The organism is Pyxidicoccus caerfyrddinensis (assembly GCF_010894405.1).
GTDB classification, from domain to species: domain Bacteria; phylum Myxococcota; class Myxococcia; order Myxococcales; family Myxococcaceae; genus Myxococcus; species Myxococcus caerfyrddinensis.
The window spans coordinates 705,898-718,715 of the sequence record NZ_JAAIYA010000002.1; the positions used below are offsets into that span (position 1 = coordinate 705,898).

Annotated in this window: 12 protein-coding genes; 9 read left to right on the forward strand and 3 right to left on the reverse strand. The window is 71.6% G+C overall.

Features of this window, described 5'->3' with window-relative positions:
* Positions 1 to 85 precede the first annotated feature (85 nt).
* Positions 86 to 2,710 carry an O-antigen ligase family protein gene (locus G4D86_RS06345; protein ID WP_163990500.1) on the forward strand — a complete coding sequence of 875 codons (2,625 nt, stop codon included), beginning with the start codon at positions 86 to 88 and terminating at the stop codon, positions 2,708 to 2,710.
* Positions 2,711 to 2,731: 21 nt separating this feature from the next.
* Here G4D86_RS06345 and G4D86_RS06350 read toward each other — a convergent pair whose 3' ends face one another.
* Entirely contained in the window at positions 2,732 to 3,268 is a 537-nt protein-coding gene (locus G4D86_RS06350) for an aminoacyl-tRNA deacylase (RefSeq protein ID WP_205519476.1), read from the reverse strand.
* Positions 3,269 to 3,419: 151 nt separating this feature from the next.
* Positions 3,420 to 4,742 carry an N-succinylarginine dihydrolase gene (gene astB, locus G4D86_RS06355; protein ID WP_163990504.1) on the reverse strand — a complete coding sequence of 441 codons (1,323 nt, stop codon included), beginning with the start codon at positions 4,740 to 4,742 and terminating at the stop codon, positions 3,420 to 3,422.
* 17 nt (positions 4,743 to 4,759) lie between these two features.
* Between astB and G4D86_RS06360 the strand changes: the two genes are divergently transcribed.
* From G4D86_RS06360 to hpf, 8 genes are all read left to right on the forward strand, one after another.
* Complete coding sequence (locus G4D86_RS06360) at positions 4,760 to 5,713, forward strand: lysophospholipid acyltransferase family protein (RefSeq protein ID WP_163990505.1); 954 nt, start codon at positions 4,760 to 4,762, stop codon at positions 5,711 to 5,713.
* A gap of 13 nt (positions 5,714 to 5,726) precedes the next feature.
* Positions 5,727 to 6,275 carry an LPS-assembly protein LptD gene (locus G4D86_RS06365; protein ID WP_163990507.1) on the forward strand — a complete coding sequence of 183 codons (549 nt, stop codon included), beginning with the start codon at positions 5,727 to 5,729 and terminating at the stop codon, positions 6,273 to 6,275.
* Complete coding sequence (locus G4D86_RS06370) at positions 6,272 to 6,889, forward strand: LptA/OstA family protein (protein WP_163990509.1); 618 nt, start codon at positions 6,272 to 6,274, stop codon at positions 6,887 to 6,889. Before G4D86_RS06365 ends, G4D86_RS06370 begins: the two co-directional genes overlap by 4 nt.
* Entirely contained in the window at positions 6,886 to 7,626 is a 741-nt protein-coding gene (gene lptB, locus G4D86_RS06375) for an LPS export ABC transporter ATP-binding protein (protein ID WP_163990512.1), read from the forward strand. The genes G4D86_RS06370 and lptB overlap by 4 nt, the downstream gene beginning before the upstream one ends.
* 247 nt (positions 7,627 to 7,873) lie before the next feature.
* On the forward strand, positions 7,874 to 9,391 hold the full coding sequence (rpoN, locus tag G4D86_RS06380; protein WP_163990514.1) for an RNA polymerase factor sigma-54: 1,518 nt from the start codon (positions 7,874 to 7,876) through the stop codon (positions 9,389 to 9,391).
* Between the two features lie 93 nt (positions 9,392 to 9,484).
* Positions 9,485 to 10,120: a GNAT family N-acetyltransferase gene (locus G4D86_RS06385; protein ID WP_163990516.1), complete on the forward strand. Its 636-nt coding sequence runs from the start codon at positions 9,485 to 9,487 to the stop codon at positions 10,118 to 10,120.
* Between the two features lie 66 nt (positions 10,121 to 10,186).
* A complete protein-coding gene (locus G4D86_RS06390; RefSeq protein ID WP_163990518.1) occupies positions 10,187 to 10,966 on the forward strand; it encodes a hypothetical protein in 780 nt (259 codons plus the stop codon).
* Between the two features lie 214 nt (positions 10,967 to 11,180).
* A complete protein-coding gene (gene hpf / locus G4D86_RS06395) occupies positions 11,181 to 11,864 on the forward strand; it encodes a ribosome hibernation-promoting factor, HPF/YfiA family (RefSeq protein ID WP_163990519.1) in 684 nt (227 codons plus the stop codon).
* Between the two features lie 156 nt (positions 11,865 to 12,020).
* Here hpf and G4D86_RS06400 read toward each other — a convergent pair whose 3' ends face one another.
* Positions 12,021 to 12,653: a hypothetical protein gene (locus G4D86_RS06400; RefSeq protein ID WP_163990521.1), complete on the reverse strand. Its 633-nt coding sequence runs from the start codon at positions 12,651 to 12,653 to the stop codon at positions 12,021 to 12,023.
* Positions 12,654 to 12,818: the final 165 nt, after the last annotated feature.

Genomic DNA, 12,818 nt, shown 5'->3' on the forward strand with positions numbered 1-12,818 from the left:
CCGTCCCCTTTGCGGCCGGGGGTGGGGGCTGGAAGCGGGCGGGGGTGAAGGGCCGTGACATACTCCGCCGGCCCCCCGCCCCTGCATGTCCTCCTCCCACCGCGGCACGTCCCGATTCACCCTGCTCGCCGAAGCGGCGCTGGCGTCGCTCGTGGTGCTCGGCCCCGTGGCGCTCGGTGGCGCGGCGCGCTGGGTGCTGTGGCCGCTGGTGGCGCTCTCTGGCGCGGCGGCGGTGCTGGCGGCCGTGGGCGCGAGGCGGCAGGGCCAGTCCCTGCGCTTCCCGCTGCTGGCGGTGCCCCTGGCCGCGGGCGCGGTGCTGTGCGCGGTGCAGCTGCTGCCGCTGCCGGCGGCCGTGCTCGACGTGCTGAGCCCGGAGGCCGCGGCGCTGCGTGACTTCGCCCTGGCTCCCATGGGGCTGGACGGCGCGCGGCCCGTGTCGCTGGACCCGCCGGCCACCTGGCGCGAGCTGGCGAAGCACGTGGCGTACCTCCTCTGCTTCCTCGCGGCGGTGCAGGTGTGCCGCGCGCGCCCCAGCCGCGAGCGGCTGCTGGCGGTGCTGGCCTTCACCGGCGCGGCGCTGGTGGTGGTGGGGCTGGGGCACGCGCTGCTGGGCGTGCAGTCCCTCTTCGGCGTGCTGCCGTGGGTCGACGCGCGGCCCACGCTGGTGACGCCCTTCGGCAACCCCAACCACCTCGCGGGCTTCCTCGGGCTGGCCTCCACGGTGGCGCTGGGGTTGGCGCTCACCACGCGGCCCCGCTCGCGCGCGCTGCCGTACGCGCTGGCGGCGGGGGCGGGCGGCCTGGGTGTGGTGCTGACGCTGTCGCGCGGCGGCATCGCCTTCTTCGTCTTCGGCCAGGCGCTGCTGGCGGTGCTGCTGCTGCGCCGGCGTCGCGAGACGACGGGGCGCGCGCCTCCGGTGTGGGCCCGCAGCGCCGCCGCGCTGTTGGGGCTGCTCGCCGTGCTGGCGGTGGGCGCGTACACCGCGGCGGACCGGCTGTGGGCGGAGGCGCGCAGCGCGGACAGCGTGGAGGAGCTGCGCCACTCCAAGGTGGGCCTGTGGCCGATGATGGCCCGCACGGCGCGCGCCTTCCCGGTGCTGGGCATGGGGCGCGGCGCCTTCGAGGCGGCCTTCCCGCGCTACCAGTCCGAGCCCAACCCCAACACCTTCACGCACCCGGAGAACGCGGTGCTGCAAGGCGCGGTGGAGCTGGGCGTGCCGGGCCTGCTGCTGCTGGCGGTGGCCGCGTGGGGCTTCGCGCGCCTGCTGCGCCGCCAGGGGCTGGACGCGCTGGAGCTGGCCGCGCTGTCGGGCGTGGCGGCGCTGGCGCTGCATGACCTCTTCGACTTCAGCCTGGAGCTGCCGGCGTGCGCGGTGGCGGCGCTGGTGGTGCTGGGCGCGGTGGCCCGGCCTCGCGAGCGCGGGCGCGCCGGTGCCGCGAAGCCGGGGTGCGTGAAGCCCTCCGCCTGGGTGCTGGGCACGGGCGTGGCGCTGACGGGGCTGGCCCTGGTGGCGCTGGTGCCCGGCCGGCACCACCTGTCCGACGCGGAGGCGGAATTGGCGGGGCTCGTCACCGCGCGAGCGCCGGAGTCCGACGTGCGCGCGCGCGGGCTGACGCTCATCGACCGGCACCCCTCGGACTACCTGCTCTACCGGTTGGTGGCCTCGGCCTACGCGGCCAGGGGCCCCGAGGTCGCGGGCGAGGCGCTGGCCTTCATCAACCGCGCGCTGTACCTGTCGCCCCATGACGCCGTCGCGCACCGGGTGGCCGCGCGGGCGCTGCTGGAGCTGGGACGCCGCTCGCAGGGCTTCCTGGAGTACCGGCTGGCGTACGAAGCCGGAGACCTGTCCGTGCTCCAGGGCGAGGCCCTGCGCCGGGTGCGCTCGCTGGAGGACCTGGCCGCGCTGACGCCGGACGCGCCGGAAGTCGCGGTGCGGCTGCTGGACTCGCTGGGCAACACGCCGGGGCGGCTGGGCGCGGCGCTGGCCTACTCGGGCTGGGCGCGCGAGCACTTCGAGGGCCGCGCGGGCCAGGCGGCGCTGTGGGCGCGCGAGGCGCGGCTGCGGCTGCGCAAGAGCGAGCTCCCGGCCGCGGAGGCGGCGTGCGCCGAGGTGGAGCGCCTGGAGCCGGAGGCCCTGGACACGCACCTGCTGCGCGCGGAGGTGCTGCGGGCCCAGGGCAGGCGCGACGATGCACTCCAAACGCTGGAGCGACTGCTGGCGCGCTTCCCGGGCCACGTGGAGCTGTCCTTCACGCTGGCCTCGCAGCAGCTGGACGCGGGGCTGACGCGGCGGGCGAAGGACACGCTGCAGGCGGTGTCTCCGTTCCTCACCGACTACGCGCAGCGCGCGCGGCTCTTGTCCATGGAGGCATCGTGCCTGGAGCGCGAGGGCCTGCTGTCCCGCGCCGTGGAGCTGCGGCAGACCGCCGCGCGGCTCGTACCCGGACCGGACGCCTGGTTCGCCGTGGCCCGCACGCAGGAGGCGCTGCGCCGGTATGACGCCGCGGCCCGCTCGGTCCACGAGGGCCTGCGCCTGTTGCCCGCCGGCTCACGCAAGGAGGCCGAGGCCTGGGCGGCCCGGCTGGAGGCCGAGGAGCGCACCCGGGTGGACACGCGCCGCAAGGAGCTCGCGGACGACCCGCATGCCCAGGAACTGCAGCACCTGCTGGGCAACACCGGCGGCGCGAGCGAAGCGGCCGAGACTCCGTAGCCGCTTCGGCCAGGGGGGCGTTCACGCGGGAGCGTGGGACTCAGCGCCGGACTCCAGGATGACCGCTTCGCGGATGCCCACCGCCTGCCGCTGCTGGCGCTGGATGAACGACGCCACCAGGGGCCACTCCAGCGTGGCGAAGTCCTGGAAGCGCATCTCCAGGGCCTCCTCGTGCGAGCCCGCCCGGAAGAGCAGGCGCTCCGTCAGGCTGAGCGACTCGTCCACCGCCACCGGCAGGCCGTACAGCTCGCCGAAGGGGGGCTCCGCGCCCACCTCGCAGTCGGGGAAGTGGTTGGAGAACTCCGCCTCCGTGGCCAACCGCACGCTGCGCGCGCCGATGACGTCGCGGACCTGCTGCAGGTCCACCGTGCCCGCCGCGGGCACGACGACAATCCACGGCTGGCGGTCCGCCAGCACGATGACGGACTTGGCGACGCGCCAGCCTGACACATGCAGTGCTTCCGCCAGCTCCTGGGCGCTGACCGCGTGCGGATGCCAGTAGCGCTCGAAGCGCACGCGGTTGCGCCGGAGGTAATGCTGGATGGATTCCGGAATCATGGGGAATGTCACCTCCTTGTCAGAGGAAGGTGGGGACCCCGGCCGGGTAAGACCATCGCCCACCGCCGCCGTCTGGCTCCACCGTGAGCATTCCCGCCCTCCGAGGGCCTGGAGGCCCGCCGGTAGGGCAGGGGAGCGGGGGAGCCAGATTTCAGCGCTGGAAGTCGTAGACGTTGCCGAGCTTGAGCAGGCGCGTCAGGTCGTCCAGCGCGTTCATCGTCTCGCGCACCAGCTGCGGGTCCTGGAGGTCCTTGGGCCGCAGCACCTCGCGGTAGTGGCGCCGCACCCAGGCGGCCAGCGAGTCGTGCAGCGCGGGCGTGTAGAAGACGTCCGCGGTAATCGCCTTGCGCTCCGCGTCCGTCAGCCACACCCGCTGGCGCAGGCAGGCCGGGCCGCCGCCGTTGTTCATCGACTGGCGCACGTCCAGGTAGTGCACCGCCTTCACCGGGGTGTCCTCGGCCACCACGCGCTCCAGGAACTGGCGCGCCGCGGGCGTCTCGCGGCTCTCCATGGGCGCGACAATCGCCATGGTGCCGTCCGGCAGCGTCAGCACCTGCGAGTTGAACGGGTAGGACTTCACCGCGTCCTTCGGCGGCAGCTCCGCGCTGCTCGCCACCACCGCGCGGAAGTCCGGGCCCAGCTTCTCGCGCAGCACCTGGAGCAGCCCCGGGTGGTCCACGAAGGCCAGCTCGTGCAGCATCAGGAAGCGCTCATTGCCCACCGCGAGCACGTCCGTGTGGAACGCGCCCGCGTCGATGCCGGCCGGGTGCTGCTGCGGGAAGAGCACCGACTTCGGGTCCAGCTTGTGGAGCCGCGCCAGCGCCTGGCTCGCCTCCAGCGTCTGCCGCGCGGGGAAGCGCTTGGGCCCCGTCACGTCCTGCCACGCGCTGCGGCCCCAGGCGAGCAGATGGACGCCGGGGTGCCCCGGGGTGGCCAGCCGCGTGTGGTTGGCCGCGCCCTCGTCCGCGAAGTGGCCGCTGCCCGGCAGGGGCGGGTGCACCGTGAAGTAGCGCTCGTCCGAGAAGATGGAGCTCAGCACCGCGTGCGTCGTCTCCGCCTCGATTGCGCGGTGGTACATCTGCGACAGGTTGGCGGGCGTCAGGTGGACGCGGCCGTCCGCCGTGTCCGCGCTCGGCGCAATCGTGGCCGCGTTGGCCGTCCACATGGCGGACGCGCTGGAGGTCAGCCGCAGCAGGTGCTCGGCTTCGCGCGCGGCGCGGGTGATGATTTCCTCGTCGGTGCCGGTGAAGCCCAGCGCCCTCAGGGCGCGCAGGGACGGGCGCGGCTGGGGCGGCAGCACGGCCTGCCCCACGCCCAGGCCGGACACGAAGCGCATCTTCTCCAGGCCCTGGAGCGCCGCCTCCCGGGGGTGGCTCGGCTCCCCGACGTGGCTCTGCGACGCCAGGTTGCCGGGCGAGAGGCCGCCGTAATTGTGGGTGGGGCCGACGAGCCCGTCGAAGTTGTATTCGCGCATGGGATATTGAACGCCTCGTGGAGCGTCCACCCTTAGCAAAGCGCCTCAAACGTTTCCTCCGCTACCTGCTCATCCGCGGAGTGCTGTTGCTCCTTCAACCCCTGCCCCTGGGCGTCGCCCGGGCCCTGGGCGCACGTCTGGGGGCACTGGCCTACACGCTCGTCGGCGGCGAGCGGCGCAAGGCCCTGAAGTCCCTGGCCGTGGCCTTCCCGGAGAAGTCCGACGCGGAGCGGCAGGCCGTGGCCCGCGACGCCTTCCGCCACCTGGGCGCCGCCGCCCTGGAGGTGGCCTGCACCGGCGCGCTGGACCGGGGGCTGGAGCGCCTCGTCGCCTGGCCGGAGGAGGACCGTCGCGTGCTGGAGACGGCCCTGGCGCGCGGGCGCGGCGTCGTCTTCGTCTCCGGGCATGTGGGCAACTGGGAACTGCTCGCCCGCCGCGTGGCGCGCGCGGGCTACCCCAGCCAGAGCATCGCCAAGGAGACCACCGACCCACGCCTGACGGAATTGGTGGGGCGCTTCCGCGAGCGCGGCGGCGTGCGGAGCATCTGGCGCGGCCAGGAGGGCGCGGCGCGGGCCATGCTGCGCGCGCTGCGCAGCGGAGAAATCCTCGGCATCCTCATCGACCAGGACACGCGGGTGCAGTCGCTCTTCGTTCCCTTCTTCGGGCAATTGGCGGCCACGCCCCGCGCCGCGGCGGACCTCGCCATCCGCACCGGTGCCGCGGTGGTGACGGGCTTCTGCCACCGCGTGGAGGGTGGGTACCACCTGTCCATGGAAGAGGTGCCGGTGCCCCAGACTGACGACCGCGAGGCCGCGGCCCTCGAGCTGACCGCGGCGCTGTCCGCGCGAATCGAGGCGGCCATCCGCCGCACGCCCGAACAGTGGGTGTGGATGCACCAGCGCTGGAAGACGCGTCCGTCCCCCGCCGCACCTTCGCCGCTTCCCGAGGCGGCGCCGGCCCCGGCCCGGTGATAAGGAGGGGCCCGTGCCGCGTCTGCCCGCCGCCAGCCTCGCCGTCCTGATGCTCGCCGCCTGCACGCCCCGTCCCCGCGAGGAAGGGCCCCAGGAGCAGCCTCCGCCCCAGGTGGTGCTCCTCGGCGCGCGCCTGGAGTCCTACCAGGGCGAGCAGCTCACCCTGTCCGGCACCGCAGAGCGCCTCACGTACCAGCGCTCCGGGGGCGACGTGCAGGGGACGAACGCGGTGCTGAAGGTGCCTCCGGGTCAGGGGGCGGTGAAGGGCCCGGCCGGCACCTCGGGGGGCATGGTGGTGCGCGCCCCGAATATGGAAGGCAACCTCACGTCCAAGCAGTTGGTGGCCTCCGGCGGCGTCGTCATCCGCACGGGGGAGGGCATGGTGGTGGAGACGCCCCGGTTGACGTACGACGCCACCACCGGGCAGGCGCGAGGAAACGAGGGCGTGACGGTGAAGGGGCCGGACTACCGCCTGCGCTCGGACCGCTTCGAGCTGTCCACGCAGGACGAGACGTTCATCTTCGATGGCTCGGTGGAAACCGTGCTGGGAGCGGCAGAGTGATTGAGTTCCTCGTGATGGCCTTCTTCGTCGCCCAACCGGTGCCCGCCGCCGCGGCGGCCTCCGCCGACGGGGGCGTGCCGCCCGCCGCCGACGCGGGCTCGCGCCCGGGCAGCTCGCTGGCGCCGACGAACCTGAAGGAGCCGGTGCAGATTTCGGCCGACCGCATCGAGGGCGAGCGCACCCAGGCGACCTTGACGGGCAACGTGAAGGCGACGCACCGGACGATGAACCTGCGCTGCGACCGGATGATTGCCTACTACACCCAGCCCCGCGTGGTGACGCGCGTGGTGTGCACCGGCGGCGTGCAGGCCGAGGACGGCGACCGCATGGCCCGCGGCGAGCGCGCCGAGTACGACGTGGCCAGCGGCGCGCTCGTCGTGACGGGCTCCCCGGAGGCCCGGCAGGGGACCACGTACATGCGGGGGACGAAGGTTCGCCTCACCCTGGGTAGTGAGCGGCTCGAAGTGGAGAACGCCGTCATCATCTTCGAGCCCCCGCCCTCGACGGCCCCCACGCCGCCCCGGCGCAAGGGCGCTGGCACTCCCGCCCGCCCGTCCCCGGCGGCACCGGCACCGGCTACGCCGCCCGCGGCGCAGGGAGGCACGGCGAAGTGAGCGCGAAGCTTTCCGCGGAAGGGCTGGAGAAGACCTACCGGAAGCGCAAGGTGGTGGGGGGCGTGTCCTTCACCGTCGCGCCCGGGGAAGTCGTGGGCCTCTTGGGCCCCAACGGCGCCGGCAAGACGACGAGCTTCAACATGGTGGTGGGCCTGGTGACGCCCGACGCCGGCCGCGTCCGCGTGGGCGACGAGGACCTCACCCACCTGCCCATGCACCGCCGCGCGCGCAGGGGCGTGGGCTACCTGCCCCAGGAAGCCTCCGTGTTCCGCAAGCTCACCGTGCGCGACAACTTCCTGTCCGTGCTGGAGCTCCAGAAGGGCCTGGACAAGCGCACCCGCGAGCAGCGCGCCGACGCCCTCATGGAGGAGTTCGGCCTCGCGCACGTCGCCGAGTCCCTGGGCGAGACGCTCTCCGGGGGCGAGCGCCGCCGCGCGGAGATTGCCCGCAGCCTGATTCCCCAGCCCCGCTTCATCCTCTTCGACGAGCCCTTCGCCGGCGTGGACCCCATCAACGTGGGCGACCTCCAGCGGCAGATCTTCCTCCTGCGCGAGCGCGGGCTCGGTGTCCTCATCACCGACCACAACGTCCAGGACACCCTCGGCATCTGCGACCGCGCGTACATCATCGCACAGGGGCAGATTCTCGAAGAGGGCACGCCCGCCCAGATTGCCGCCTCCCCCAAGGCGCGCGCCGTCTACCTGGGGGAGCGGTTCCGCCTGCAACAGGCGCTCTGAACACGACTCCCCACCAGCCAACCGAGTGACTAAGATGGGTTGGCCCCGCTTTTGCGTCGGCCGGTGAACACCCGCGCCTCACGCGGAGTGTGTGTAACATGTTGGTTTCCTTGCAGAATTTGAACTATGCAAGCAAGGGACCAGCTTTTGGCCACTAGACGAACCCGGGGCATCTTGTTACGTTGGCACGGTCTTTGATTGTGGTCCCAGATTGTAAGGGACTGAGTCAACTCGGGAGCCCCGTCTCATGGCGATGGAACTGAAACAAAGCCTGAAGCTTGCGCAGCAGCTGGTGATGACACCGCAGCTGCAGCAGGCCATCAAGCTCCTCCAGCTTTCGCGCATGGAGCTGCTCGAGCAGGTGCGCGAGGAGATGGAGCAGAACCCCCTGCTCGAGCAGCCGGACGAGCAGGCGGTGGGCGACGTGGGGGACAAGGAGCCGGGCGAGGCCTCGCTGGAGGCGGACAACGCCGAGGTGCCCCGCGACATGGAGATGCCGGCCGCCACGGCCGACACCGCCCCCGAGTTCAAGGCCGACGGCGAGGGCCCGCCGGAAATCGACTGGGAGCAGTACCTCAACAGCTACCAGTTCAACGAGCCGACCACCGCCTCCAACAAGGGCAACGTGGCCACGGACGACCTGCCGTCGTTCGAGGCCAACCTGGTGAAGAAGGAGGACCTGGTCGACCACCTCCAGGAGCAGCTGGGCACGCTGCGCCTGAACGAGGCCGAGCGCCGCGTCGCCATGCTCATCCTCGGCAACCTGGATGACGACGGCTACCTCAAGCTGCCGGACGTGGATGGCGACCCGCTCATCCGCCTGACGAACGAGGCGGACGTGCCCATGCACGTGGCGGAGCGCACGCTGCGCCGCATCCAGACGCTGGAGCCCCGCGGCTGCGGCGCCCGTGACTTGCAGGAGTGCCTGCTCATCCAGCTCCAGGGGATGAAGGAGAAGGGCGCGGCGCTGCTGGGCCTCATCGTCAAGCGCCACATGAAGTACCTGGAGTCGAAGAACCTGCCCGCCATCGCCAAGGACCTGAAGGTCCCCATGGAGGAGGTGGTGGAGGCGGTGAAGTTGCTGCCCAAGCTGGACCCGAAGCCGGGCCGCAACTTCAGCGGCGACGACGCGCAGTACATCACCCCCGATGTCTTCGTCTACAAGATGGGGGAAGACTACACGGTGGTGCTCAACGACGACGGCCTGTCCAAGCTGCGCATCTCCGGCACCTACCGGAACGCGCTGAAGACGGGCGCAGTGGGCCCCGGCCAGACGAAGGACTTCATCCAGGACAAGCTGCGCAGCGCGATGTGGCTCATCCGCTCCATCCACCAGCGCCAGCGGACCATCTACAAAGTCACCGAGAGCATCATCAAGTTCCAGCGGGACTTCCTGGACAAGGGCATCGCCCACCTGAAGCCGCTCATCCTGCGCGACGTGGCCGAGGACATCGGCATGCACGAGTCCACGGTGAGCCGCGTCACCACCAGCAAGTACGTGCACACGCCGCAGGGCATCTTCGAGCTGAAGTACTTCTTCAACTCGTCCATCGCCCGCGTCTCCGGTGAGGACACCGCGAGCGAGGCGGTGAAGCACCACATCAAGCAGCTGGTGTCGCAGGAAGACCCGCGCAATCCGTACTCGGACCAGAAGATTGTCGAGCTGCTGCGCGCCCAGGGCACCGAGATTGCCCGCCGCACGGTGGCCAAGTACCGCGAGGTGCTGGGCATCCTCCCCAGCAGCAAGCGCAAGCGGTACTACTGAGTCTCTCGCAGCATGGCCCGGTGACTGTGATGGTCTCCCCCTCGGGAGACTGTCCCTGGCCACCGGGCCCGCGCGGGGGCACAGTGCCGTGCCATGAGCGCTTCCCCGTCTGATACCGCTGATGCGCCCCGCCGCGAGCCCGTGCCGCTCGTCGTCCCGCCCGTCGTCCTGGAGGGGCAGGCCGTCCGCCTGGAGCCGCTGCGGCTGGAGCATGCGCCGGCGCTGGCGGCGCTGTGCGAGCCCGAAATCTTCACCTGGTTCTCGCGCGTGCTGAGCACCCGGGCGGACGTGGAGGCCTTCATCTCCGGCGCGCTCGAAGGGGCGGAGCGCGGCACGGACCGGGCCTTCGTCATCCTCGAGCGCGAGACGGGCCAGCCGGTGGGCAGCACGCGCTACCTGGACATCCAGCGGGACAACCGGACGCTGGAGATTGGCTACACGTGGCTGGCCCGGCGCGTCTGGCGCACGCGCATCAACACCGAGTGCAAGTACCTGCTCCTGCGCCACGCCTTCGAGACGCTCGGGTGCATGCGTGTCCAGCTCAAGACGGACCGGCGCAACGCGCGCTCCCGCGCGGCCATTGAACGCATGGGCGCGAAGTTCGAGGGAATCCTTCGCAACCACATGCTGGTGCGGGGCGGCTTCGTGCGCGACAGCGCGTACTACAGCGTCATCGACACGGAGTGGCCCGAGGTGAAGTCCCGACTGGAGGGCTTCCTCGCCCGCTGAAACCCGACACCTGCCCCGCCGTTCGCTCCCGGTTCCGGGGCCCGGTGGGTATAGGTTGCGGCACGTATGCACCTCCTCTCCTTTCTTCGCAGTGCGGCCGTCACGGGCGCGCTCATGACGGCCGGCCTGCTGGCGGGCTGCGGTGACGACACCGAGTCCGAGACGCTCTCCCTCGCCGCGCTCTCGGACCGCACGCTCACCTGGGCCATCAGCGACGTGGACGTCTTCGAGGGCGTGGAGCCGCCCGGCGCCCACCGCGTCACCATCGACTTCTCCCTGGCGGACGGCGGGCGCTGCACCCGCTTGAACGACGGCGCCACGGCCACCTTCAACGGCCAGCCGATGAAGCTGGAGCTCGGGGGCATCAACGGCACCGCGGGCCGCGACGTGTGCGAGCCCACCCGTGCCTTCCTCGACGTGGACCCCAACGTCTGGGCGCAGCAGCCCGTCGAGGACGCCCGCTTCGTCGTCCAGGACGGCAGCGGCACCGTGTCCCTCGTCCTCCAGCGCGGCAAGGCCAAGCGCAGCTTCTCTTTCGAGGGCGCCGGCGCCCCGGACCGGCTGTCGCGCGGGCAGGCCTACTCGTACCGCTGGCAGCCGAGCGACGAAGTCCCGGGCCCCATCACCGTCACCCTGCTGCGCGAGGGTGGCACGGCCACCGCCACCGTGCCCTCCACGCAGGACGCGGGGCTCGTCACCTTCACCGTGCCCGCCAACACGCCGGTGGCCAACCACCTGCTGACGCTCAGCGGGAGCGCGGGCGCCACGGTGCTGGAGTGTGCGGGCGTGGCCTCGTGCAACGGAGCGGTCTTCCACTCGGAAGAGCTGCTCGTCACCATCCAGTAGCTGGAGCTGACGCGGCGCGTGATTCTAGCAGGCTCGCGGGCCCGGGTCTCAATGCGGGCCGAGGCCAGCGACGCCGGGTGGCTGCCGGATGTCCGGCCTCGGACGGGTGGTGCGCTCGGGAAGAGGGAACCTGGGGGGGCGGGTTGCTTTCGCGGGGGCAGACCGTTTCTGATCGGTCACGGAGCTCCCCTCTCTCCCTAGGAGGCAGCCGCGCATGCAGTTCAACATCACCTTCCGTCAATTCGGCACGTCGGATTCCCTCAAGGAGTACGCCCGAGAGAAGGTCGAACGGGTGAACCGACTGCTGGACAGGGCCGGGGAAGCCCACGTGGTGCTCTCGCTGGAGCGGCACCTCCACCACGCGGACATCACCATCCATTCGGGCGCGTGGGTCTTGAGAGGGCGTGAGAAGAGCGACGACATGTACGCGTCCATCGACCTGGCGATGGACAAGATCGAGCGGCAGCTGCGGCGCTACCGCGACAAGCTGAAGACGCATCACGGCAAGGAGCGCGTCCACCACCGGCAGGACCTGGTGAATCACCTCAAGGTCCGCCACGCGGTGTTCGAGATGCCTCCGGACTCCGACGAGGTGGCCACGTACGCCGAGGAGGCTCAGGGCGGCGCGGCCTCCGAGCCGAGGCCGGTCTCCGTGGCGCCCATGGCGACGAACTCGGTGCCGCCCTCCGCGCGCGTCGTCCGGGCCACCCACCTGGCCGTCAAGCCGCTGTCGGTGGACGACGCGGTGATGCAGATGAACCTGATGAACAACGACTTCTACGTCTTCCACAACGTGGAGTCGGATGCGCTGTGCATCGTCTACCGGCGCAAGGATGGCCAGTACGGCCTCATCGAGCCCCACGAGCCCGCGACGCCCGCCGCCGCCACGGGCACCTGAGCCGCAGGGCAAAAAAAGCGCGCCCCGTCACCCCCCTCAAGGTGACGGAGCGCGCGAGCCCTGGCCCGGTGTGTGGCCAGGGCATGTCTCAAAACCTTCCTCCAGCAGAACGCCCGCCCGCCGGGCGCATATCTGCCGGACTGCCGCGGCGCCCCTTCAGAAGCTGGCGTAGCGGCAGTCGCTGAACTTGTTGTCGCGCTCGACGCCGCCCCTGGGCATCATGCCCAGCCGGGGCGCCACCGGCTTCGCCTTGGTGTTCACCAGCATCAGCGTCATCAGCGCGGCCCGCTCGCCCACCGGCCGGGTCGCGAGCGCCTGGGGGAAGGACACGGCGATGTCCTTCTCCAGCACCTGGCCGCACTCCCGCATGCCCTTGAACCCGTCCCCCTCTCGTTTGAGGGCGTAGGCGCACTGGCCCACGCGGCCGTGCAGCCACGTCCCATCCTCGGTGAGGTCCACCGCCAGGCCGCCGAAGACGCCCCAGACGCGGGTGTCATCGCCTTCCGCCAGCTGCAGGTTGGTGGCGAGGTCTCCTACCGAGCCGGTCATCTGCTGGTAGTCCCACTTGAGGGAGACGTTCCGGGTCCGGAAGCGGCCGCGCATGCCGTCCTCCTCGATGACGAGGGAGGAGCTGGGGCCGGTGATGGCCGGGCCTTCGATGCGCAGGGGCTCGCCGGACGCGTCACCCAGGGCGACGCTGCCAGAGGAGGCATGGGCGCCCGAGGTGGCGGCGCAGCCCGTGCCGAGCAGGGAGAGGGCAGTGGCGGTCGACAGCAGCAGGCGCTTCATGGCGGCTCCTTCGCGTCCGGTGGTGCGTGGTGGACTCGCTCCGGAAAACGCCGCGCCGTGAATCGCATATCGCCCCTCAGTACGGGGAGGGCTGCCGCGTCGTGTGGCGCTCCCTTGGCCCGTCCGCCATGATGCGCAGTGAGCGCAGAGTGTCCCGGGAAGACA

What these genes read in the sequence shown, in the direction of transcription:
- G4D86_RS06345 (WP_163990500.1), top strand. Translation starts at nt 86, where the DNA reads ATGTCCTCCTCCCACCGCGGCACGTCCCGATTCACCCTGCTCGCCGAA.
- hpf (WP_163990519.1), top strand. Translation starts at nt 11,181, where the DNA reads ATGCAGTTCAACATCACCTTCCGTCAATTCGGCACGTCGGATTCCCTC.
- rpoN (WP_163990514.1), top strand. Translation starts at nt 7,874, where the DNA reads ATGGCGATGGAACTGAAACAAAGCCTGAAGCTTGCGCAGCAGCTGGTG.
- G4D86_RS06385 (WP_163990516.1), top strand. Translation starts at nt 9,485, where the DNA reads ATGAGCGCTTCCCCGTCTGATACCGCTGATGCGCCCCGCCGCGAGCCC.
- G4D86_RS06400 (WP_163990521.1), bottom strand. Translation starts at nt 12,653, where the DNA reads ATGAAGCGCCTGCTGCTGTCGACCGCCACTGCCCTCTCCCTGCTCGGC.
- G4D86_RS06350 (WP_205519476.1), bottom strand. Translation starts at nt 3,268, where the DNA reads ATGATTCCGGAATCCATCCAGCATTACCTCCGGCGCAACCGCGTGCGC.
- astB (WP_163990504.1), bottom strand. Translation starts at nt 4,742, where the DNA reads ATGCGCGAATACAACTTCGACGGGCTCGTCGGCCCCACCCACAATTAC.
- G4D86_RS06390 (WP_163990518.1), top strand. Translation starts at nt 10,187, where the DNA reads ATGCACCTCCTCTCCTTTCTTCGCAGTGCGGCCGTCACGGGCGCGCTC.